The organism is Streptomyces sp. NPDC058291 (assembly GCF_042880855.1).
GTDB lineage: Bacteria > Actinomycetota > Actinomycetes > Streptomycetales > Streptomycetaceae > Streptomyces.
In genome coordinates, this window is sequence record NZ_JBHVYK010000034.1 from 1 (window position 1) to 19,963 (window position 19,963).

Sequence of the window (19,963 nt, forward strand, 5' to 3'; positions counted from 1 at the left end):
GCGGGCAGCGCGGGCAGCGCGGGCAGCGCGGGCAGCGCGGGCAGCGCGGGCAGCGCGGGCAGCGGCAGTCTCAGGCCTGAGGGGTCCGACGGAGACCGGCTCGTGCGTGAAGGGGCATGGCTCGACCGGGACCCGCAGCGTCGGCCGCACCTGACGCTAGCAGCGGCTAATCCGGTCGCTCCACCGATTTCCGGCGGGGACAGTAGGGCCGATGAAACCCGTCTGAGGACCCATCGAGTCCCTGAGGAGCCACCGATGTCGACGCTGCGCGTCACCGCCGAAGTGCTGACCGTCCACGAACACCCCAACGCCGACGCCCTCGAACTGGCCCAGGTCGGGTTGTACCGGGCCGTGGTGGCCAAGGGCGCCTACCGCACCGGCGAGGCGGCCCTGTACATCCCCGAGCAGTCGGTGCTTCCCGCGGCGCTGGTCGAGGAGCTCGGACTGACCGGGCGGCTGGCGGGCAGCGCGTCGGACCGGGTCAAGGCCGTGCGGCTGCGGGGCGAGCTGTCGCAGGGGATCGTGTGCCGGCCCGAGGCGCTGGCCGGCGTCGACCTGGCGCGCGCGGCGGCCGAGGGCACCGACTTCGCGGAGCGACTCGGCATCGTCAAGTGGGTGCCGCCCGTCCCGCCGACGATGAACGGCGACGTCGAGGCCGCGCCGGACCTGCTGCCGTGGGTCGACATCGAGAACATCCAGCGCTATCCCGGCATCTTCGAGCCGGGCGAGCCCGTCGTGGTGACCGAGAAACTGCACGGCTCCGCCTGCCTGCTGACGTACGCGGCCGACGAGAAGCGGGTGTACGTCTCCTCGAAGGGCTTCGGCGCGAAGTCCCTCGCCCTGACCGAGGATCCGCGCAACCTGTACTGGCGTGCCGTGCGCGGCCACGGCGTCCCCGAGGCGGCGGCCCGCCTCGCCGACCGGCTCGGCGCCCGCCGGATCGGCGTCTTCGGGGAGGTCTACGGAGCCGGCGTGCAGGACCTGACGTACGGCGCGGACGGGCGGCGCGACACCCTCGGGTACGCGGTGTTCGACGTCTGCGCCGACCTCGACGGCACGGTCCGCTGGCTGGACGCGGCGCAGCTCCTGGCGGGCGAACTGCCCCTCGTCCCGCGCCTGTTCGAGGGCCCGTACGACAGTGAGCGGATCCTGGAGATCGCCACCGGCCGGGAGACGGTCTCGGGACGCGGGCTGCACCTGCGCGAGGGGGTGGTGATCCGGCCGGCCGTCGAGCGCCACAGCCCGGTGACCGGGGGCAGGGCGATCGCCAAGGCGGTCAGCGGGGCGTATCTGACCCGCAAGGGCGGCACCGAGTACGAGTGACGCGGCTCAGCGGTCCCCGCACGCGCGGTCTCCGGCTCCCCCCTGCTCCACCAGCAGCCGCGAGCCGGAGGCCCGCCGGCCGAAGACGTCGTCGGGGTTCGACAGGACGCAGGTCGCCAGGGACAGACAGCCGCAGCCGATGCAGTCGGTGAGGTGGTCCCTCAGCCGGTTGAGCTGCTTGATCCGCTCGTCCAGCTCCGCGCGCCACGCCCGGGAGAGGCGGGCCCAGTCCTCCCGGGTCGGGGTCCGCTCCTCGGGGAGCTCGGCCAGGGCCTCGCGGATCGTGGCCAGGGGGATCCCGACCCGCTGCGCCGCGCGGACGAACGCGACGCGGCGCAGCGCGTCACGGTGGTAACGGCGTTGGTTGCCGGCCGTGCGGCGGCTGCTGATCAGGCCCTTGGACTCGTAGAAGTGCAGGGCGGAGACGGCGGCGCCGCTGCGCGCGGCGAGCTGACCGACCGTGAGTTCGTGGACCTTCTCGGGAATCTGCGGCATCCCTCGCACCCTACCCAGCGGCTCGTCGCCGGGTCCGTTGACATCGGCTCGGCGGCGGACCATGCTAAGCAGTCGCTTAGACCTATGGCACGGTGACATGGGCAGCTAGTGACGCGAGAGGGCCGCAGACATGGCAGAGCCGAGGATCTTCACGTCCGCCGACGATCTGAAGGCGGCGGTGGGCGAGCAGTTGGGTCACACCGACTGGCTGGACGTCGACCAGAAGCGCATCGACCTCTTCGCGGAGGCCACCGGCGACCACCAGTGGATCCACGTCGACCCGGAGAAGGCCGCCGCCGGCCCCTTCGGGACGACCATCGCGCACGGCTACCTCACCCTCTCCCTGCTGCCGCTCTTCGGCCCGCAGCTGATCAAGGTCGAGAACGTGAAGATGGGCGTCAACTACGGGACCAACAAGGTCCGTTTCCCGGCGCCGGTCCCGGTCGGCTCGCGACTGCGCGCCACCGCGACGATCACCGGCGTGGAGGACGTCCCCGGCGGCGTCCAGGTCGCCGTCGCCTTCACCGTGGAGCGCGAGGGCGGGGACAAGCCGGTGTGCGTGGCGGAGTCGGTGTCCCGGTACTACCTGTGACCCGGGGCCGCCTCTGACCCGCGGGGGCGGGCGCGGTGCGGCTACTTCGCCGCGCCCACCATCCGCAGCACGAGGTCGGCGTACAGCGCGCCGACCTCGTCGGGCGTGCGCGGCCCGCCGACCTTGAACCAGCGGGCCACGTCGATGCAGAGGGACAGCACCGCGAGGGTCGTCCCGTGCACGTCCGGCACGTCGAACTCGCCCGTGGCCACGCCGTCCTCGATGATCCCGCGCACTTCGGCGTCGACCTGGCGGCGCAGGTCGAGGATCTCGGCGCGGGCCTCGGGGCCGAGCGCGTCCAGTTCGTACTGGACGACCCGTGCCGTGGTGCGCCGCCCGGCGTGCCAGCGGACGAAGGAGCTCACGGCCTCGGCGAGGCGGCGGGTGGCGTCGCCCTCGCCGGCGGCCGCCGTGCGCAGGATGTCCAGCGCGCGGTCGTGGCCGATCCGGCTGATGCGGTGGAGCAGCTCTTCCTTGGTCTTGTAGTGGATGTAGAGGGCGGCCGGGCTCATGCCCGCGCGGCCCGCGATGTCGCGGGTCGTCGTCGCGTGGTAGCCGCGCTCGGCGAAGGCCTCCACCGCGGCCACCAGCAGTCGCCGGGCCGCGTCAGGGGTGACCTCTTCCCACGGCTCGATCTCGCCGCCGGCCGTCTCCTCCGCCGCACTCATCGCTGGTTCGCCCCTCTCGCTGCAGGAGCTACACCATACAGCCGAAACTGAGCGCTCGCTTAGAGTGCCCGCTCAGAGCTTCTCGAAGGGGCTGTACACCCGGGCCGCGGCGTCCTGCTTGTCGCGGATCACCTTGGCCAGGGTGAAGGCGGACGTGACGAGATACAGGACGGCGATCGCGAGGAAGCCGCGTACCCAGGCGTCGGCGTGCAACCGGAAGATACCGATGGCGGTCGCCGCCATGGCCACGGCGAAGGACGCGACCGCCTGGCCGTAGAAGGCGGCGGTGTTCTGCTTGACCGGTGTGTCGCTCATGCCGCCAGCCTCGCCGAGGCAGGGCCCGCGCCACATCCGTCCGGGTACTCAGGACGTACTCAGAACGCCGAGACCCCCGTCAGCGACCGTCCGATGACCAGTTTCTGGATCTGACTCGTGCCCTCGTAGAGGGTCATCACCCGGGCGTCGCGCAACAGCTTGCCCGCCGGGTACTCGTCGATGTAGCCGTAGCCGCCGAAGACCTGCAGCGCGTTGTTCGCGGCGCGCACGGCGGCCTCCGAGGCGAAGAGCTTGGCCTTGGAGGACTCGGTGGCGAAGGGCAGGCCGCGGTCGATCAGGTCGGCGACCCGCCAGGTCAGCAGCCGGGCCGCGTCGACGTCGACGGCGATGTCGCTGATGAGCTCCTGGATCAGCTGGTGGTGGGCGATGGTCCGGCCGAACTGTTCGCGCTCGCCCGCGTACCGCACCGCCGCGTCCAGGGCGGCCTGCGCGATCCCGACGCAGCCCGCGGCGACCGACATCCGGCCCTTGGCCAGCGCCGACATGGCGACGGAGAATCCCTTGCCCTCGGGCGCCAGCAGCGCGGAGGCGGGGATGCGGACGTCCTCCAGAACCAGTTCGGCGGTCGCCTGGCCGCGGAGCCCGAGCTTGCCGTGGATGGCGCGCCGGGTCAGACCGGGGGTGTCGGTGGGGACGAGGAACGCGGAGACGCCCTTGTGGCCCGGGGCGTCGGTCGAGCGGGCGAACAGCAGGACGACGTCGGCCCAGGTGCCGTTGGTGATGAACGTCTTGGCGCCGTTGACGACGTAGGAGTCGCCGTCGCGGACCGCGCGCGTGGTGAGGTTGCCGGCGTCCGAGCCGGTGCCGGGCTCGGTCAGGCCGAAGCAGCCCACGTACGCGCCGGAGGTCAGCCCCGGCAGCCACCGGCGCTTCTGCTCCTCGCTCCCCCACGCGGCGATCGTCTTGGCGACCAGCCCCAGGGAGACGGACACGATCCCGCGCACGGACGAGTCCCCGCGGCCCAGCTCCTCGGTCACCAGGCAGTAGGCGAGATGGTCGCCGCCCGAGCCGCCGTACTCCTCGTCGACGGTCAGGCCGAGGAAACCGACCTCACCGAGCTTCTTCACGAGGGACCGGTCGACCTCCTCGGCCCGGTCCCAGGCGACGACGTGCGGAGCGATCTCCCGGTCGACGAACTCCTTGGCGAGCCGCTGCACGGCCGCCTGCTCCTCGCTGAGCCCCAGGTTCACCACGAGATCACCCCACCGACGAAGTCTGTCTTTAAATTAGCACTGCTAGTTTACAGCGCGCAGCCCTACTATGTGCGCCATGGCCCGACCGCGCAAGCCCCTTCTCAGCACCGACCGGATCGTCCAGGCCGCACGGGCGCTCGTGGACGCGGAGGGTCTCGCGGCCGTCTCCACGCGTCGGCTCGCCGCCGAACTGGGGGTGAGCGGACCCTCGCTGTACAACCACTTCCGCACGAAGGACGAGATCCTGGAGGCGGTCGCCGACTCGGTGAGCGCCCAGGTCGACCTGTCGATGTTCGAGGACGACCGCGCGTGGCGCACCGCGCTGCACGACTGGGCCGTCTCCTACCGTGCCGCCCTGCGCGACCACCCGAACATCGTCCCGGTGCTCGCCCAGGGCCCCGGCCGGCGTCCCGCCGGACTGCGGCTGGCCGACGCGGTGTACGGCGCGATGGTCCGGGCCGGCTGGCCGCCCGCGCAGGCCACCTCCATCGGCGCGCTGATGCGGTACTTCGTCATGGGCTCGGCGCTCGGCTCGTTCGCCGGCGGCTTCGTCGACGACGTGAGCGCCTACGACCCCGCCGACTATCCGCACCTCGGCCAGGCCCACCTGCTCGCCGAGCAGCAGGAGAAGATCGACGAGCGGGCGTTCGAGACCGGCCTGGCGGCCCTGCTGGACGGACTGGCCGGCCAGTTCGAGCAGCTGCCCCGGTAGGCATCCCGCGGGATCCGGGGCGGGCCGGGGCGGCGGACGCACCGGCCCGGCACGGTTCGGCGGGCGCCGAAGTGTTCGTCGCTCATGCTGGGGACGTGGACAACGCATACGCCGGCAACCGCCGGGACGTCCGGGCGCCGGGGCTGGCCGCGCTCGCGGCGCTGATCGCCGACGAGACACGGGCCGCCTGCCTGCTGGCCCTGCTCGACGGACGGGCATGGACCGCCGGCGAGCTGGCCCGGCACGCGGGGGTGGCCGCGTCGACGCTGAGCGAGCACCTGGGCAAGCTCGTCGCGGGCGGGCTGGTGGCCGAGGAACGGCAGGGCCGGCACCGGTACGTACGGCTCTTCGACGCCCGGGTCGCCCAGCTCGTGGAGGAACTCGCCGCCCAGGTCTCCCCCGACCCCGCCCGCGGGCCCCGCGGTCTGCGCGCCTCGACGGCCGGTTCGGCGATGGCCCGGGGGCGCACCTGCTACGACCACCTCGCCGGCCGGCTCGGCATCGCCCTCACCGACGCGCTCGTCGAGCGCCGCCTGCTCGGTCCCGCGCCGGCATCGGCGGCGGCGGGCGGTCGGACGTCCGCCGCAGCCGGTGCCCGGCCCGTCCCCGGCGAGCCGGGCGCGGGCTTCGCGCTGACCGCGGCGGGCGTGCGGTGGTTCGAGGCCGGCGGCATCGCCCTCGACCGGGCCACCCGACGGCCGCTCGCACGCGCCTGCCTCGACTGGACCGAGCGGCGGCCCCATCTGGCGGGCGCGGCCGGTGCGGCCCTGTGCCGGCACGCCCTCGACGCCGGATGGTGCGTGCGCATCGGCTCGGAGCGGGCCGTGAAGGTGACGGCGCGGGGCGAACGGGCGCTGGCCGACCTGCTGGGCATCCAGCCCGCGACCTTGCGCTGACGCCGCAGCACCAGCCGCAGCCGCAGCCGCAGCCGGCGACGGCGACGGCGACAGCAACAGCAACAGCAACAGCAACAGCAACAGCAACAGCAACAGCGTGATCGTAAGCTGCCGCGTCGGATGCCCGGTCCGCGATCCGCGTCCACGATCCGCGTCCACGGTTCACGCCCCGATTCACGCCCCCCCGATCCATGGGCGCCCGCATCACCCACCCCCCTAGCCTGAGGACCATGATGAGCATTCCCCGGCCCGCCGAACGTCGTACAGAACTGCTCGCCGCCGGCGCCGCCGCCGTGACCGTCGTGCTGTGGGCCTCCGCCTTCGTGTCGATCCGCAGCGCGGGCGACGCCTACTCGCCGGGGGCGCTGGCACTGGGCCGGCTGGTCTCCGGCGCGGTGGTGCTGGGGGTCATCTGCGCCGTACGGCGCGCGGGGTGGCCGCCGAGGTCCGCGTGGCGCGGGATCGCCGTGTCGGGCGTGCTGTGGTTCGGCTTCTACATGGTCGTCCTCAACTGGGGCGAGCAGCAGGTGGACGCCGGGACGGCGGCACTCGTGGTCAACATCGGGCCGATCCTCATCGCCCTGCTCGGCGCGCGGCTGCTCGGGGACGTGATGCCGCCGCGGCTGCTGGCCGGGATGGCGGTGTCGTTCGCGGGCGCGGTCGCGGTGGGACTGTCGATGTCGGGCGAGGGAGGATCGTCGGTGCTGGGCGTGGTGCTGTGCCTGCTCGCCGCGTTCGGTTACGCGGGCGGCGTCGTGGCCCAGAAGCCGGCCCTGGGGCGGGCGAGCGCTCTGCAGGTGACGGCGTCCGGGTGCGTCATCGGGGCGGTGGTGTGTCTGCCGTTCGCGGGACAGCTGGTCCACGAGGCGGCCGTCGCGCCGGTGTCCGCGACGCTCAACATGGTCTACCTGGGCGTCTTCCCGACCGCGCTGGCCTTCACCACCTGGGCCTACGCCCTGGCCCGGACGACCGCGAGCCGGATGGGGGCGACCACGTACGCGGTGCCCGCGCTCGTCGTCCTGATGTCCTGGCTGGTGCTGGGCGAGGTGCCGGGGGCGCTCACCCTGGCGGGTGGGGCCCTGTGTCTGGCGGGGGTGGCCGTGTCCCGGTCGAAGCCCCGCACACCGCCGGAGCCCGCGACGCGGGCGGTGGAACAGGCGCAGGCGGCAGGAGGGGCGCGGGCTGGAGACGCGGCGCAGGTGGGGGAAGCCGGGGTCGGAGACGCGGCGCAGGTGGGGGAAGCCGGGGTCGGAGACGCGCCGGCGGGGGCGGCCGGGGTTGCGGAGCCGGAGCCTCGGCCGGAGCAGGAGGTCGGGCCCCGGGCGGGCTGACCGCCCGGGGAGCGCGGGTCAGAACACGACCAGCGCCCGGCCGCCCTTGCCCGCGAGCATGGTGTCGAAGGCCGCCGGGATGTCCGCCAAACCGATGCGTTCGGTGACCAGGGCGCTCAGATCGAGCCGGCCCGCCCGGACGTGGCCGGCCAGGACCGGGAGGTCCTTCGCCGGGTCGGAGTTCCCGTAGACGCAGCCGGAGAGGGTGCGGCCCCAGTGGAAGAGCTCCAGGGCGTTGAACGTGACCTGCTGGTCCTTGCCGCCGATGCCGACGACCGTGGTGCGGCCGCCGCGCCTGGTCGACTCCCAGGCCGTCCGGATGGTGACCGCGCGGCCCACGCACTCGACGGCCACGTCGACGCCCTGACCGCCGGTGAGGGCGCGGACGTCGCGGGCGGTCCGCTCGGAGGCGACCACGTACTCGGTGGCGCCGGCCGCCCGGGCCAGCTCCTCCTTCTCCGGGGAGACGTCGACCGCGACGATCGTCGATGCGCCGGCGATGCGGGCGGCCTGGAGGGTGGCGAGGCCGACCCCGCCGGCCCCGAAGACGGCGACCGTCTCGCCGGATCGGACCCTGGCGGAGTGGTGGACGGCGCCGTAGCCGGTGAGGACGGCGCAGCCGAGGAGGGCCGCGTCGGTGAGGGGGATGCCGTCCGGCAGGGGCAGCGCGCAGGAGGCCGGGACGACGGTCTCCTCGGCGAAGGCGGCCACGTTCAGACCGGGGTGCAGGTCGGTGCCGTCCGTCGTGCGGGCGTAGACCTCGGCGGTCCCGGCGAGGGCGTTGGCGCACAGCCAGACCTCGCCCAGCGAGCAGGCGTGGCAGTCGCCGCAGGACGGCGCCCAGTTGAGGATCACCCGGTCGCCGGGGGCGAGGTGTTCGACGCCCTCGCCGACGGAGACGATCGTGCCGGCGCCCTCGTGCCCGAGGACGGCGGGGACCGGCACCCGCATGGTGCCGTCCGACAGGGACAGGTCGGAGTGGCAGACCCCGGCGGCGGCGAGCCGGACGCGGACCCGGCCGGGGCCCGGCTCGGGAAGGTCGATCTCCGTGATCTCCAGGGGAGCCCCGACGGCGGGGAGTACGACGGCGCGGACAGCCATGTTCGGTGACTCCCTTAGAACTGGAGGGACTTGGTCTGGAGGTACTCGGCGAGGCCGTGCGCGCCGAGTTCACGGCCGACGCCCGACTGCTTGTAACCCCCGAAGGGGGCGAGCGGGTTGAAGCGGCCGCCGTTGATGTCGACCTGGCCGGTCTCCATCCTGCGGGCGAAGGCCACCGCCTCCGCCTCGTCGCCGGCCCACACGGCGCCGGCGAGACCGTACACCGTGCCGTTGGCGATGCGCAGGGCGTCCTCCTCGTCCTCGTAGCGCAGCACGCAGAGCACCGGGCCGAAGATCTCCTCCTGGGCGACGGTCATCTCGGGGGTGACGTCGGCGAAGACCGTGGGGCTGACGAAGCAGCCCTGCTCGCGCGGCGCTTCGAGGCCGCCCGCGACCAGCCGGGCCCCCTCGGCCACGCCCTTCTCGATGTATCCGCGCACGCGCTCGCGCTGCTGGGCGTTGACGAGCGGGCCGATGCGGTCGGCGTACTTGGCGGCCGCCGCGGCGGCGAGCCGGAGGGCCTCGTCGTACTGGCTGCGGTGGACGAGCATCCGGGTCCAGGCGCTGCAGGTCTGCCCCGAGTTGGACATCACGTTGGCGACGCCGACGTTGACGGCCCGGGCGAGGTCGGCGCTCGGGAGGATGACGTTGGCGGACTTGCCGCCGAGTTCGAGGGCGACCTTCTTGACGGCCGCGCCCGCGGTCGCCGCGATCCGTCGGCCGACGGCCGTGGAGCCGGTGAAGGAGACCAGGTCGACGCCGGGGTGTTCGGCCAGGGCCTGCCCGGCGACCGGACCGAGGCCGGTGACCAGGTTGAACACGCCGGCCGGTACGCCCGCCTCGTGGACCGCCTCCGCGAACAACTGGGCGGTGAGCGGGGTGTCCTCGGCGGGCTTGAGGACCACGGTGCAGCCGGCGGCGAGGGCCGGGGCGACCTTGGCGACGATCTGGTGGAGCGGGTAGTTCCAGGGGGTGATCGCGCCGACCACGCCGACCGGCTCGTGGAAGACGGTGGAGTTGCCGACCTTCTCCTCGAAGGCGTGGGTCGCGGCCAGTTCGGCGTAGGAGGCCGCGACCGCGATCGGCACGGCCGCGTGGACCGCCTGGGAGAAGGCCAGGGGCGAGCCGAGCTCGGCGGTGACGGTCTCGGCGATCTCGTCCTTGCGGGCCGCCAGGACGTCGCGCAGGGCGGTCAGGCGGGCCGCGCGTTCGGCCGGCGGTGTCGCGGCCCAGCCCGGCAGGGCGGCCCGGGCCGCGCGCACCGCGGCGTCGACGTCGTCGGCTTCGGCCGCCGGGACCCGGCCGATGATCTGCTCGTCCACCGGGTTGACGACCTCGATCACGTCCTGGCCCGCGGCCGGGCGCCACGCGCCGTCGAGGTAGATGCCGTCGTGTGCCTTCATCGCGTTCCCTCCGGGCGGTCCTCGTCGTCCGCGACCTAAACTAGCGTCGTTAGTTTTCCGGCACCAGGGGACACGGGGGATGCGTCTGCTCACTCGTCCAGGTCGGGCAGCCGGGCCGGGGCCGGGCTGAACCGGCCGCCGTGGCGATGCGGACGGCCTCCGAACGCAGCCCGACGATCACCTCGCGCCCCATGACAGGTGTCCTCGGGGACTCACCGGGGCGCTGGTGCTCCGCGGTCCGGTCCGCCCCGTGCGGGTCGACGAGGCTTGTGCGTCACGGAAGCTGGCGGACCGTGCCCGGCCGGGGGAAGAGAGGGGGCCGGATCGGACGCCGTTGTCCGATCGGTGAGATACCGGACCGGCTGATTCACCAGCGCCGGGCGCGCGGTCCTTCCGGGCGCGGACGGCGGGCACGGCCCGGCGCCGGGTCAGCGGGTCTGGGTCAGGTGGGCGAAGACGACGACGTTGCTGGTGTACCCCGTCGCGCGGTGGAAGAGGCCCCCGCAGGTCAGAACCCTGAGCTCGGGCCGCTTGCTCGGGCCGTACACCTCCTTGTCGGGGAAGGTGGCCTTGTCGAAGACCCGCACCCGGTCCACGGTGTAGACGGCGGTGCGGCCGTCGGCGCGCCGCGCCTCGATCCGGGCGCCGCGGGCGACGCGCGCGAGGCCCGCGAAAACCGCGGGGCCGGTCTTGGTGTCGCGATGGCCGACGACGACGGCCGTGCCCCGCTCCCCCGGGGTCGGGCCGCCCGCGTACCAGCCGACGAGCTTGGGTTCGTCGACCGGCGGCGTCCCGAGGTGCCGGTCGGGGCCGAGCCGGAGCGGGACGATCGGCGCGTCGATGCCCAGGGAGGGCACGCGCAGGGCGGTCGCCGGAGACCGGGGCAGCGGGCGGGGCGGGGGCTCGGGCCGTTCGGGCGGCTCGGACCGCTCGGACCCCTTCTTCCCCTCCGTCCGGTCCTCTTCCCCCCCGCCTCCGGGAGCCGGGGCGGCCGCGGCGCCGGAGGCCGCCTGGCCCGCCCGGGCCGGTGCGCCCGGGCCGTCGTGCCCCCCGCACCGGACTCCGACCGTCACCAGGACGACCGTGAGCACGGCCGTCCTGGTGAGGCGGAAGGCACGCCTGCGGTACCACGGCCTGCGTACGCGCCTACGCGGCACCATGGTTGCGCCGGCGGGTCAGGCGGAAGTAGGCGACGCCGCCGAGGGCGACCAGGCCGACGGCCGCCGCGCCCGCCAGCGGGGTGAAGGACCGGGAGGCGTCGGCGAGACCGCCGCCGCCGGCGTGGACGCCGCCCGCCGGGCCGCTGCCCTTCTCACCGCTCCAGTTGCCGCCGCCCTGCCCGTTGCCGCTCTGGCCGTTGCCGCTCTGGCCGTTGCCGCCCTGACCACCGCCGCCGCCCGGGCCGCCCGGGCCGTTCTGGGCCGCGACCTCGCGACCGTCGTCGGTGATCGGCCGGTTGGGGCCCTCGTTGCCGCCGCGCTGGCCCTCGGGGCAGCTGATCTTGAAGACCTTCACCTTGGGCGAGGGGGCCGGCGGGACGCCGGGGGCGGCGGCGGGGAGGGTCCATTGGAGCGTGTAGGACCCCTCGGCCAGCCCCAGGGTGTCGGTGTGCCCGGCGCCGTCGGTCAGGGTGATGGTGCCGGTGACGGTGGCGGTGTCGGCGGCCGGGGGCCGCGCCTTGATGGTGTAGCCGACGGCCGGCAGCTCTCCGAAGTTGGCGGCGTCGAGGTAGAACCGGCAGGCCACCGGGTCGTCCTTGGAGACGCCGGGGGGGACCTGCTCACGGTGGATCCTGATGTCGCCGGCCTCCCCTACGGCCGTGGCGGACGGCGCCGCGAGGCAGGTGAAGCCCGCCGCGGCGAGCACCGTGAGGGCCGTGGCGCCGAGGCGGGTGCCGAAGGCGGGCGGGAGCGTCGAGCTGGACATGCGCATTCCTCCGAGTCAGGACGATTTTCATATAAATCGCTCTTGCACCTGACTCTCTTTCACATCGGCGTCCCCGAGTGTGGGAGCGCCGCCCGACGCGCCGTCAGACATCGCTCGACCGGCGCAACCGAGCCCCGGACCGGCGACCGGACGCGTCCGCCTTCCTTCCCTCGCCGTCCCGCGGACCGCCGGACGACCGCACGGCCACCCCCGACGACAGCAGCAACAGCGCCCCCACCATCACGAACGGCGCGGCCACGCCCGCGACCCCGGCCACCAGACCCGCGGCGGCGGGCGCGGCGACCTGACCGAGCCGGTTGCCGGTGAGGCGCAGGGCGAGGGCGGTGGAGCGGGCGCCGTCCGGCGCGGCCTGGACCACCGTCGTCATGGACAGCGGCTGGCCGACCCCGAGACAGAACCCGAGCGCGGCGAGGATCGCGCCCAGCGCCCACACCGGCGCCGGCAGCGCGATCCCGGCGCACAGCAGGGCCGCCAGCAGACACGTCACGCAGAGCAGCGCCGTCCGGCCGAGCAGTCGCAGCAGGGGGGTGAGGACGAGCCGGCACGCGATGGACGCCGCCGCGCGGACGCTGAGCAGAACGCCGACCACGGTCGGCGCGATGCCCCGGTGCTCGCCGACCACCGGCAGGTACGCGGTCAGAACGTCGGTCGCGGACAGCACGGAGAGGCTGATCAGGATGCCGGCCGGGACGCCCCGCGTGTGCAGGATGCGACCGACGGACACGCGACCGCCCGCCCCGCCACCGGCGTCGGGCGCCCTCTCGCGGTGCTCGATGCGCCACAGCGAGGTGAACGCCGTCGCAGCGCCCGCGCCCGCGACGAGCAGGGCCAGGGCGCTGCTGTCCGCCATGTCGTCGCCGCCGATCAGCGCTCCCGCGGCGACCGGGCCGACGAGCTGTCCGAGGGAGGCGCCGATGGTGAAGTGGCCGAAGTTGCGGTCCTGTTCGTGCGGCGCGGACTGACGTGCCACCAGCGACTGGGCCCCGATGACGAAGCAGAGGTGGCCCAGTCCCATCACTCCGCTCCACAGGGCCGTCGACCACAGCGAGCCCGCCACACCGCTCAGCGCGCAGCCGCCGGATATCAGCACCACGCCGACGGTCAGCAGGGGCGCGCAGCGGCCGTGGTCGGTGCGCCGGCCCAGCGGCACGGCGGCGAAGAGCGGCAACAGGGCGTACACGCCCGCGATGACGCCGATCGCCCGCTCGTCCGCGCCCAGCGCGAGGGCCCGGTAGGAGACGGCGGGCCGGGCCATCGACACCGCCCCCTGCGCGAAGCCGAAGGCGATGACGAGACGGAGCAGCCAGCCGCGGTTCCCACCGGGCCTCATGCGTTCCTCCACGGGCGGATCAGATGATCCCGAACAGGACGCCCGCGCCGAGGATCGCCAGGCAGGTGCAGGCGGCCCACTTCACCACGAACCGGGTGTGGTCGCCGAACTCGACCTTGGCCATGCCGACGAGGACGTAGACGGCCGGGACGAGGGGGCTCGACATGTGCAGGGGCTGGCCGACGAGCGAGGCGCGGGCCATCTCCAGCGGCGTGACGCCGTGGGCCGCGCCGGCCTCGGCGAGCACCGGCAGGACGCCGAAGTAGAAGCCGTCGTTGGACATGAAGTAGGTGAGCGGCAGGCTCAGTACGCCGGTGACGAGCGCCATGTGCGGACCCATGCCCGCGGGGATGACGTCCACCATCCAGGTGGCCATGTGCTCGACCATGCCGGTGCCCTGCAGGACGCCGGTGAAGACGGCGGCGGCGAAGACCATGCCGGAGACGTTGAGGACGTTGTCGGCGTGGGCGGCGAGCCGGGCCCTCTGGTCGGGGATGTGCGGGAAGTTGACGGTCAGGGCGAGCGCGGCGCCGAGCAGGAACAGCACCGGGATGGGCAGCCACTCCATGATCATGGCGGTGAGCAGCACGACCGTGAGCAGCGCGTTGAACCAGTACAGCCGGGGGCGCAGGGTGGCCCGGTGCGGGTCGAGACCCGGGAAGCCGTCCTCGCTCGCGTCGTCGTCGCCGAGGGCGACGGCCGGGCCGGAGCCCGCGGCCGGCCCGGCGGTCCCGGCCGGGCCGGAGCCACCGGCGCCCACGAGGACGGTCTCCGTCTGCTCGGCCTTCTCCTTCTCGTGGACGTGTCCCTCCACCAGGACCTCGTCCAGCGTCAGCACGCCGAGCCGGGTGCGCTCGCGGCGGCCGAGGACGTAGGAGAGGACGAAGACGAAGAGCAGGCCCACGGCCAGGGCGGGGATCATCGGCACGAAGATGTCGCCGGCGTCGACCTTGAGCGCGGTGGCCGCACGGGCGGTCGGGCCGCCCCAGGGCAGGGTGTTCATCACGCCGTTGGCCATGGCCGCGACGCCGGTCATCACGACCAGGCTCATCTTCAGGCGCTTGTACAGCGGGTACATCGCCGAGACGGTGATCATGAAGGTGGTGGAGCCGTCGCCGTCGAGGGAGACGATCGCGGCGAGCAGCGCCGTGCCGATGACGATGCGGAGCGGGTCGGCCTTGCAGAACCTCAGGATGCCCCGGACGATCGGGTCGAAGAGGCCGACATCGATCATCACACCGAAGTAGACGATGGCGAACATGAGCATCGCCGCGGTCGGGGCGAGGCTGGTGACGCCGTCGAGGACGTAGTCGCCGAGCTTGGCGCCCTTTCCGACGAAGACGCAGAAGAGCGCCGGGATCAGCACGAGCGCCGCGATCGGCGACATCTTCTTCAGCATGATCAGGACCAGGAAGGTCGCGATCATGGCGAAGCCGAGGATGGTGAGCATGAATGGATACCTAACGTTCGCCCTTGAACATCCCACCTGGGGGTCGGCGGTGGGTCGACGTTAGGTCCGTTCAAACGGTGTTAACAAGACGTTGACCTGCGAGCAATAAGCGCAAAAGTCCAGGTCACAGCTTTGTTCAGGTCACGGTGCCGACACGGCGGCGAGTTCCACCGGCACTCCGTTGAGGACGGCGTTGCCCGACAGGGGGTCCAGCAGAGTGCCGTCGAGAAGCTGGTTGACGTTCACGCCGGGGTCCGTGGAGGCGTGGCTCAGGCGGGTGCCGGGACGGTCGTGGCCCCAGCCGTGCGGCAGGCTGACGACGCCCCGTCGCACCCCGTCGGTGATCTCGGCCGGCGCCGTCACCTCGCCGCCGGCGCCCTTCACCCGCACCGGCTCGCCGTCGCGCACGCCGAGCCGCTCGGCGTCCTCGGGGTGGATGTGCAGGGTGCAGCGGTTGGTGCCGCCGGTGAGGGCGGGGACGTTGTGCATCCAGCTGTTGTTGGACCGCAGGTGCCGCCGGCCGACGAGGACGAGTCCGTCCGTGCTGCGGCGCATGCCCTCCCGCAGGCGCGGGAGGTCGTCGGCGATCGGGCGCGGCAGCAGTTCGACGCGGCCGCTGCGGGTCTTCAGCGGCTGGGGCAGGCGCGGGCGCAGCGGCCCGAGGTCGATGCCGTGCGGCGCGGCGAGCAGCCGGGTCAGGTTCAGTCCGTCCGGGCGGGCGCCGAAGCCGTCGCCGTAGGGGCCGAGGCGCAGCATCATGTCGAGGCGGCGCTCGGGGCCGGTGTCGCCGGTGAGCTGCCGGGCGAGTTCGCGCGGGTCGCGGCCGTGCACGGGCGAGTGCGGCTCCTCGACCGCCTTGCCGAGGGTCTGTCCGACGACCAGGTCGTCGACGGCGCCGGGGTCGGCGCCGTGCATGCCGGTGGCGGCCAGGGTCAGCCGGGCGAGGATCTCGGTCTCGGCCATCCGGCCGGGCTCCAGCGGGACGGCCGGGCGGGTGTAGCGGACCTGGTTGCGCACGGCGAGGGCGTTGAAGGCGAAGTCGTGGTGCGGGCTCTGCGAGGGCGGCGGCGGGGGCAGCACGACGTCGGCGTGGCGCGAGGTCTCGTTGAGGTAGGGGTCCACGCTGACCATGAAGTCGAGGGCGTCGAGCGCCTTGTCGAGCCGGTCGCCGTCCGGCGCGGACAGGACCGGGTTGGCGGCCACCGCGATGAGCGCCCGGATCGGCTCGCCCTCGTCGGTGGCGGTGTCGATCTCCTCGGCGAGCGCGGAGAGCGGCAGCTCGCCCTTGGCCTCGGGGTGCCGGCTCACCCGGGAGTGCCAGCGCGCGAGCCGGAATCCGTGCCCGGGTCCGGCCGGGCGGGGGGTGCGGTCGGTGGCGGCCTGCGGGAAGAGCGCGCCGCCGGGCCGGTCCAGGTTGCCGGTGAGGATGTTGAGGACGTCGACGAGCCAGCTGGCGAGGGTGCCGTAGGGGACCGTGCAGCTGCCGATGCGGCCGTAGACGGCGGCGGCGGGGGCGGCGGCGAGTTCGCGGGCCAGGGCGCGGATCAGCGCGGCGTCCACGTCACAGGCGCCGGCGACCGCCTCGGGGGTGAACTCCCGTATCGCCTCGGCGAGTTCGTCGAGGCCTTCGACGTGCGGGGCCGACTCGCCCAGGTCGACGAGGGACTCCTCGAACAGCACCTGGGTCATGGCGGCGAGCAGCAGGGCGTCCGTGCCCGGCCGGATCGGGATGTGCCGGTCGGCGAGCCGGGCGGTGCGGGTGCGGCGCGGGTCGATGACGGTGAGGGCGCCGCCGCGGGCCTTGAGCGCCTTGAGCTTGCCGGGGAAGTCGGCGGCGGTGCACAGACTGCCGTTGGACTCCAGCGGGTTGGCGCCGATGAGCAGCAGGTGGTCGGTGTGGTCGAGGTCCGGCACGGGGATCGCGCCCGCGTCGCCGAAGAGCAGGCCGCTGGAGACGTGCTTGGGCATCTGGTCGACCGTGGAGGCGGTGAACAGGCTGCGGGTGCCGAGGCCGGCGATCAGCACGGGCGGGTAGAGCGCGCCGGCCATGGTGTGCACGTTGGGGTTGCCGAGGACGACGCCGACGGAGTTCGCCCCGTACCGCTCGACGACCGGCCGGATGCCGACGGCGACGGCGTCGAAGGCCTCCTCCCAGGTGGCCTCGCGCAGCTCCCCGTCGCGGCGCACCAGCGGTGTCCGCAGCCGGTCGGGGTCGCCGTCGACGGCGCCGAAGGAGGCGCCCTTGGGGCAGATGAAGCCCTTGCTGAAGACGTCCTCCCGGTCGCCGCGGGCGCCGGTGACCTTCGTCCCCTCGATGGTGAGCGTGAGCCCGCAGGTGGCCTCGCACAACGGGCAGATTCGCAGGGCGGTGCGGGACACGGGTCCTCCTGGGGGCGGCAGTGCCTTGTCCCGGGTGAGCATACCGACCGGTATGGCCTGGGGGGAGGGGGCGGGCCGCGAGCGTCAGTCCAGGGTCCGCGCCAGATAGGCGCGCAGCAGCTCGCGAATCTCGTCGATCACCCTGGGGTCGCCCTGCGGATCCACCCGGAAGGCCAGCTGGACGAGGGTGTCGGCGGTCTCGACGGCGATCAGGAAGGTGCGCCGCAGATCGTCGTCGGGGGTGCGGACGAGATAGTCGGCAAGCAGGTCGGTGAGGCGGTCGGCGACGCGGTGGTTGGGCTCGGCGTGCCGGGCGCCGACCGGGATCTGGTTGCCGAAGTCGACGAGGGAGAAGCCGGGCGCGGTGCGCTTCATGGCCAGGTACTCGTCGAGCACGGCGTCCATGGCGGCCCGCCAGTCGCCCCGGCCGGCCTCCCGCAGACGCTCGGTCACGCGCTCCGCGTAACGCTCCAGGTTGCGCTGCGCGAGCGCGTCGGCCATTTGCCGCTTGTTGCCGAAGAAGCGGTAGACCGAGCCGATGGGCACGCCGGCGCGTTCGGCCACGGCCCGGGTGGTGAGGGCGTCGTAGCCGACCTCGTCCAGCAGGCCGGCGCAGGCGTCGAGGATCCGGGTCAGCCGTTCGGCACTGCGCCGCTGCACGGGCGCACGACGGAGCGATGTCGCTTGGGGCACGGGCTTCATGATGCCTTTCCGCCGCGTCCAGGTGAACCTCGCCCCTGGGTACGGAGAAAGGTGCCTGATGCACTCAGGAGGGCGGTGGTCCGGGCGGGGACGCGGCGGGCGACTGCTCCGAGGCCGTGACGTCCGCCATGGCCTCCACCGGCTTGCCCTCCACCGCCCACACCGTCGCGTCGTCCGCGTACAGCCGGACGGTGACCTCGTGCGTGCCGTGCGGGAGATAGCCGGCCGGAATGCGGTACGAGGGGCTGCGCAGGTCGGCGACCTGCTGACCGTCGACGTAGAGCCGGGCGATCCCGCGGCCGGTGACCGCTTTCTGCGGCGCTCCCGCCGGCGAGAGACGGAAACGCGTCAGCTTCACCCGCGCGTCCCAGCCGCCGTGGGCGTCCGGCTGGACCTCCACGCCCACCTCGGGCGCCCCCTTCTTCGCCACCTCGCGGTAGTGGCGCCCGTCGTCGTCGGTGTGGTCCAGGACCTTGCCCACGGGCGAGGGGGAGTCCGCGTCCTCCCCGTCCCGCGTACCGCTGGAGCCGCAGCCCACGGATCCGGTCAGCAACAGGACACAGACCGCGAGCGCGGCGGGGAGAGTGCGCGTCCACGACATGCTCAGGACGTTAGAGCACCGGTCCGGCACGCGGATCCCCCTGAAGTCTGGTTCTGGCCGTGCGGTGATCGTCCTCCCAGAGGAGGAGAAGCGGACCTCTTGCGTCCGGGAAAACGCAATCCTACGGTGATGCATAGGAATCAGTCGGCAAGGGAGCCATGATGAGCAGCGGGGACGCACGCAAGACGGCCGAGGGGCTGACCTATCTCTCCGGGTTCGGCAACGAGCACGCCTCCGAGGCCGTCTCCGGCGCCCTGCCGGACGGCCGCAACTCCCCCCAGCGCGCGCCCCTCGGTCTGTACGCGGAGCAGCTCAGCGGCACGGCGTTCACCGAGCCGCGCGCCCACAACCGCCGCTCGTGGCTGTACCGGATCCGTCCCTCGGCCGCGCACCCGGCGTTCACCCGCTCCGGCGACGGCGCGATCCGCACCGGTCCGTTCGGCCAGACGGTGCCCGACCCCAACCGGCTGCGCTGGGACCCGCTGCCCGAGCCGCCCGCCGGCACCGACTTCCTCGCCGGCCTGTGGACCCTCGGCGGCAACGGCGACGCGGCTCAGCGCACCGGCATGGCCGTGCACCTGTACCACGCGGACGCCTCCATGGACCGGGTCTTCGGCGACGCCGACGGCGAACTGCTGATCGTCCCCGAGCGGGGCGGGCTGCTGCTGCGCACGGAGCTCGGGCTGCTGCGTGTCGAGCCCGGCGAGACGGCGGTGATCCCGCGCGGGGTCCGCTTCCGCGTCGACCTCCTGGACGCCTCGGCCCGCGGCTACGTGTGCGAGAACTACGGCGCGCCCTTCCGCCTCCCCGACCTCGGACCGATCGGCGCCAACGGACTGGCCAACCCCCGGGACTTCCGGGCGCCCGTCGCCGCGTACGAGGACGTCGAGGGACCGGTGGAGGTGGTCAACAAGTTCTGCGGCCACCTGTGGAGCGCCACCTACGACCACTCCCCGCTCGACGTCGTGGCCTGGCACGGCAACCTGGCGCCCTACGTCTACGACCTGCGCCGCTTCAACGTCATCGGGAGCGTCTCCTACGACCACCCCGACCCGTCGATCTTCACCGTGCTGACCTCGCCCTCGGACACCCCCGGCGTGGCCGGCGTCGACTTCGTGGTCTTCGCCCCGCGCTGGCTGGTCGGCGAGGACACCTTCCGGCCGCCGTACTTCCACCGCAACGTGATGAGCGAGTACATGGGCCTGATCGAGGGCGCCTACGACGCCAAGACGGCCGGGAAGGGGGGCTTCGTGCCGGGCGGCGGTTCGCTGCACAACATGATGTCGGCGCACGGCCCGGACCGGGAGACCTTCGACCGGGCGAGCGCCGCCGAACTGAGGCCGCAGAAGATCGACGACGGGCTGGCGTTCATGTTCGAGACGCGCTGGCCGCTCGTCCTGACCCCGCAGGCGGCCCGCGCGGACCATCTGCAACAGCGCTACGACGACGTCTGGCAGGGCCTCGAACGCCACTTCCGGCCCGCGGGCGACACATTGCACTGAAC

The 19,963-nt window shown here is 73.4% G+C and carries 19 protein-coding genes; 6 read left to right on the forward strand and 13 right to left on the reverse strand.

Going from position 1 to position 19,963, the window contains the following annotated elements:
• Positions 1-255: 255 nt before the first annotated feature.
• Positions 256-1,323 (forward strand): RNA ligase (ATP), encoded by a 1,068-nt coding sequence (locus ACFVYK_RS18835; protein ID WP_389775059.1) that lies wholly within the window; start codon positions 256-258, stop codon positions 1,321-1,323.
• A 6-nt stretch (positions 1,324-1,329) separates the two neighbouring features.
• On the opposite strand, the gene soxR is transcribed toward ACFVYK_RS18835, so the two are convergent.
• Positions 1,330-1,818: a redox-sensitive transcriptional activator SoxR gene (soxR, locus tag ACFVYK_RS18840; RefSeq protein WP_389775061.1), complete on the reverse strand. Its 489-nt coding sequence runs from the start codon at positions 1,816-1,818 to the stop codon at positions 1,330-1,332.
• Between the two features lie 130 nt (positions 1,819-1,948).
• Here soxR and ACFVYK_RS18845 point away from each other — a divergent pair, with 130 nt between their 5' ends.
• Entirely contained in the window at positions 1,949-2,410 is a 462-nt protein-coding gene (locus ACFVYK_RS18845; protein WP_389775064.1) for a MaoC family dehydratase, read from the forward strand.
• Positions 2,411-2,451: 41 nt separating this feature from the next.
• On the opposite strand, the gene ACFVYK_RS18850 is transcribed toward ACFVYK_RS18845, so the two are convergent.
• The 3 genes from ACFVYK_RS18850 to ACFVYK_RS18860 all read right to left on the reverse strand — a co-directional run bounded on the left by ACFVYK_RS18850 (position 2,452) and on the right by ACFVYK_RS18860 (position 4,604).
• Positions 2,452-3,078 (reverse strand): TetR/AcrR family transcriptional regulator, encoded by a 627-nt coding sequence (locus tag ACFVYK_RS18850; RefSeq protein ID WP_389775066.1) that lies wholly within the window; start codon positions 3,076-3,078, stop codon positions 2,452-2,454.
• A 72-nt stretch (positions 3,079-3,150) separates the two neighbouring features.
• Entirely contained in the window at positions 3,151-3,393 is a 243-nt protein-coding gene (locus ACFVYK_RS18855; protein WP_389775069.1) for a YiaA/YiaB family inner membrane protein, read from the reverse strand.
• Between the two features lie 59 nt (positions 3,394-3,452).
• Positions 3,453-4,604, reverse strand: coding sequence for an acyl-CoA dehydrogenase family protein (locus ACFVYK_RS18860; RefSeq protein WP_389775214.1), 1,152 nt, complete (start codon positions 4,602-4,604; stop codon positions 3,453-3,455).
• A 79-nt stretch (positions 4,605-4,683) separates the two neighbouring features.
• Here ACFVYK_RS18860 and ACFVYK_RS18865 point away from each other — a divergent pair, with 79 nt between their 5' ends.
• The 3 genes from ACFVYK_RS18865 to ACFVYK_RS18875 all read left to right on the forward strand — a co-directional run bounded on the left by ACFVYK_RS18865 (position 4,684) and on the right by ACFVYK_RS18875 (position 7,546).
• Entirely contained in the window at positions 4,684-5,319 is a 636-nt protein-coding gene (locus ACFVYK_RS18865) for a TetR/AcrR family transcriptional regulator (RefSeq protein ID WP_389775072.1), read from the forward strand.
• Between the two features lie 95 nt (positions 5,320-5,414).
• On the forward strand, positions 5,415-6,215 hold the full coding sequence (locus ACFVYK_RS18870) for an ArsR/SmtB family transcription factor (protein WP_389775075.1): 801 nt from the start codon (positions 5,415-5,417) through the stop codon (positions 6,213-6,215).
• A 233-nt stretch (positions 6,216-6,448) separates the two neighbouring features.
• Positions 6,449-7,546, forward strand: coding sequence for a DMT family transporter (locus ACFVYK_RS18875; RefSeq protein ID WP_389775216.1), 1,098 nt, complete (start codon positions 6,449-6,451; stop codon positions 7,544-7,546).
• An 18-nt stretch (positions 7,547-7,564) separates the two neighbouring features.
• Here ACFVYK_RS18875 and ACFVYK_RS18880 read toward each other — a convergent pair whose 3' ends face one another.
• The 9 genes from ACFVYK_RS18880 to ACFVYK_RS18920 form a co-directional block, all read right to left on the reverse strand.
• Entirely contained in the window at positions 7,565-8,647 is a 1,083-nt protein-coding gene (locus tag ACFVYK_RS18880; RefSeq protein WP_389775078.1) for a Zn-dependent alcohol dehydrogenase, read from the reverse strand.
• A 14-nt stretch (positions 8,648-8,661) separates the two neighbouring features.
• On the reverse strand, positions 8,662-10,050 hold the full coding sequence (locus tag ACFVYK_RS18885; protein WP_389775081.1) for an aldehyde dehydrogenase family protein: 1,389 nt from the start codon (positions 10,048-10,050) through the stop codon (positions 8,662-8,664).
• A gap of 428 nt (positions 10,051-10,478) precedes the next feature.
• Positions 10,479-11,210 carry a class F sortase gene (locus ACFVYK_RS18890; protein WP_389775083.1) on the reverse strand — a complete coding sequence of 244 codons (732 nt, stop codon included), beginning with the start codon at positions 11,208-11,210 and terminating at the stop codon, positions 10,479-10,481.
• Positions 11,197-11,976, reverse strand: a complete 780-nt coding sequence (locus tag ACFVYK_RS18895) for a hypothetical protein (protein ID WP_389775086.1) — start codon at positions 11,974-11,976, stop codon at positions 11,197-11,199. Before ACFVYK_RS18895 ends, ACFVYK_RS18890 begins: the two co-directional genes overlap by 14 nt.
• 103 nt (positions 11,977-12,079) lie before the next feature.
• The gene (locus ACFVYK_RS18900) at positions 12,080-13,327 is read right to left on the reverse strand and encodes an MFS transporter (RefSeq protein ID WP_389775089.1); all 1,248 of its coding nucleotides are present in this window, start codon (positions 13,325-13,327) and stop codon (positions 12,080-12,082) included.
• Positions 13,328-13,346: 19 nt separating this feature from the next.
• A complete protein-coding gene (locus ACFVYK_RS18905; RefSeq protein WP_389775092.1) occupies positions 13,347-14,777 on the reverse strand; it encodes a CitMHS family transporter in 1,431 nt (476 codons plus the stop codon).
• Between the two features lie 141 nt (positions 14,778-14,918).
• Positions 14,919-17,156: a molybdopterin oxidoreductase family protein gene (locus ACFVYK_RS18910; protein ID WP_389775095.1), complete on the reverse strand. Its 2,238-nt coding sequence runs from the start codon at positions 17,154-17,156 to the stop codon at positions 14,919-14,921.
• A gap of 84 nt (positions 17,157-17,240) precedes the next feature.
• Positions 17,241-17,858 (reverse strand): TetR family transcriptional regulator, encoded by a 618-nt coding sequence (locus ACFVYK_RS18915; protein ID WP_389775097.1) that lies wholly within the window; start codon positions 17,856-17,858, stop codon positions 17,241-17,243.
• A 64-nt stretch (positions 17,859-17,922) separates the two neighbouring features.
• Positions 17,923-18,459, reverse strand: coding sequence for a hypothetical protein (locus ACFVYK_RS18920; protein ID WP_389775100.1), 537 nt, complete (start codon positions 18,457-18,459; stop codon positions 17,923-17,925).
• Between the two features lie 161 nt (positions 18,460-18,620).
• On the opposite strand from ACFVYK_RS18920, the gene hmgA reads away from it, so the two are divergent.
• Positions 18,621-19,961 (forward strand): homogentisate 1,2-dioxygenase, encoded by a 1,341-nt coding sequence (gene hmgA / locus ACFVYK_RS18925; RefSeq protein ID WP_389775103.1) that lies wholly within the window; start codon positions 18,621-18,623, stop codon positions 19,959-19,961.
• Positions 19,962-19,963: the final 2 nt, after the last annotated feature.

Bases quoted from the DNA above. Each gene is read 5' to 3' on its own strand.
- ACFVYK_RS18835 (WP_389775059.1), top strand. From the start codon at position 256: ATGTCGACGCTGCGCGTCACCGCCGAAGTGCTGACCGTCCACGAACAC.
- soxR (WP_389775061.1), bottom strand. From the start codon at position 1,818: ATGCCGCAGATTCCCGAGAAGGTCCACGAACTCACGGTCGGTCAGCTC.
- ACFVYK_RS18845 (WP_389775064.1), top strand. From the start codon at position 1,949: ATGGCAGAGCCGAGGATCTTCACGTCCGCCGACGATCTGAAGGCGGCG.
- ACFVYK_RS18850 (WP_389775066.1), bottom strand. From the start codon at position 3,078: ATGAGTGCGGCGGAGGAGACGGCCGGCGGCGAGATCGAGCCGTGGGAA.
- ACFVYK_RS18855 (WP_389775069.1), bottom strand. From the start codon at position 3,393: ATGAGCGACACACCGGTCAAGCAGAACACCGCCGCCTTCTACGGCCAG.
- ACFVYK_RS18865 (WP_389775072.1), top strand. From the start codon at position 4,684: ATGGCCCGACCGCGCAAGCCCCTTCTCAGCACCGACCGGATCGTCCAG.
- ACFVYK_RS18875 (WP_389775216.1), top strand. From the start codon at position 6,449: ATGAGCATTCCCCGGCCCGCCGAACGTCGTACAGAACTGCTCGCCGCC.
- ACFVYK_RS18880 (WP_389775078.1), bottom strand. From the start codon at position 8,647: ATGGCTGTCCGCGCCGTCGTACTCCCCGCCGTCGGGGCTCCCCTGGAG.
- ACFVYK_RS18885 (WP_389775081.1), bottom strand. From the start codon at position 10,050: ATGAAGGCACACGACGGCATCTACCTCGACGGCGCGTGGCGCCCGGCC.
- ACFVYK_RS18890 (WP_389775083.1), bottom strand. From the start codon at position 11,210: ATGGTGCCGCGTAGGCGCGTACGCAGGCCGTGGTACCGCAGGCGTGCC.
- ACFVYK_RS18895 (WP_389775086.1), bottom strand. From the start codon at position 11,976: ATGTCCAGCTCGACGCTCCCGCCCGCCTTCGGCACCCGCCTCGGCGCC.
- ACFVYK_RS18900 (WP_389775089.1), bottom strand. From the start codon at position 13,327: ATGAGGCCCGGTGGGAACCGCGGCTGGCTGCTCCGTCTCGTCATCGCC.
- ACFVYK_RS18905 (WP_389775092.1), bottom strand. From the start codon at position 14,777: ATGCTCACCATCCTCGGCTTCGCCATGATCGCGACCTTCCTGGTCCTG.
- ACFVYK_RS18915 (WP_389775097.1), bottom strand. From the start codon at position 17,858: ATGAAGCCCGTGCCCCAAGCGACATCGCTCCGTCGTGCGCCCGTGCAG.
- ACFVYK_RS18920 (WP_389775100.1), bottom strand. From the start codon at position 18,459: ATGTCGTGGACGCGCACTCTCCCCGCCGCGCTCGCGGTCTGTGTCCTG.
- hmgA (WP_389775103.1), top strand. From the start codon at position 18,621: ATGAGCAGCGGGGACGCACGCAAGACGGCCGAGGGGCTGACCTATCTC.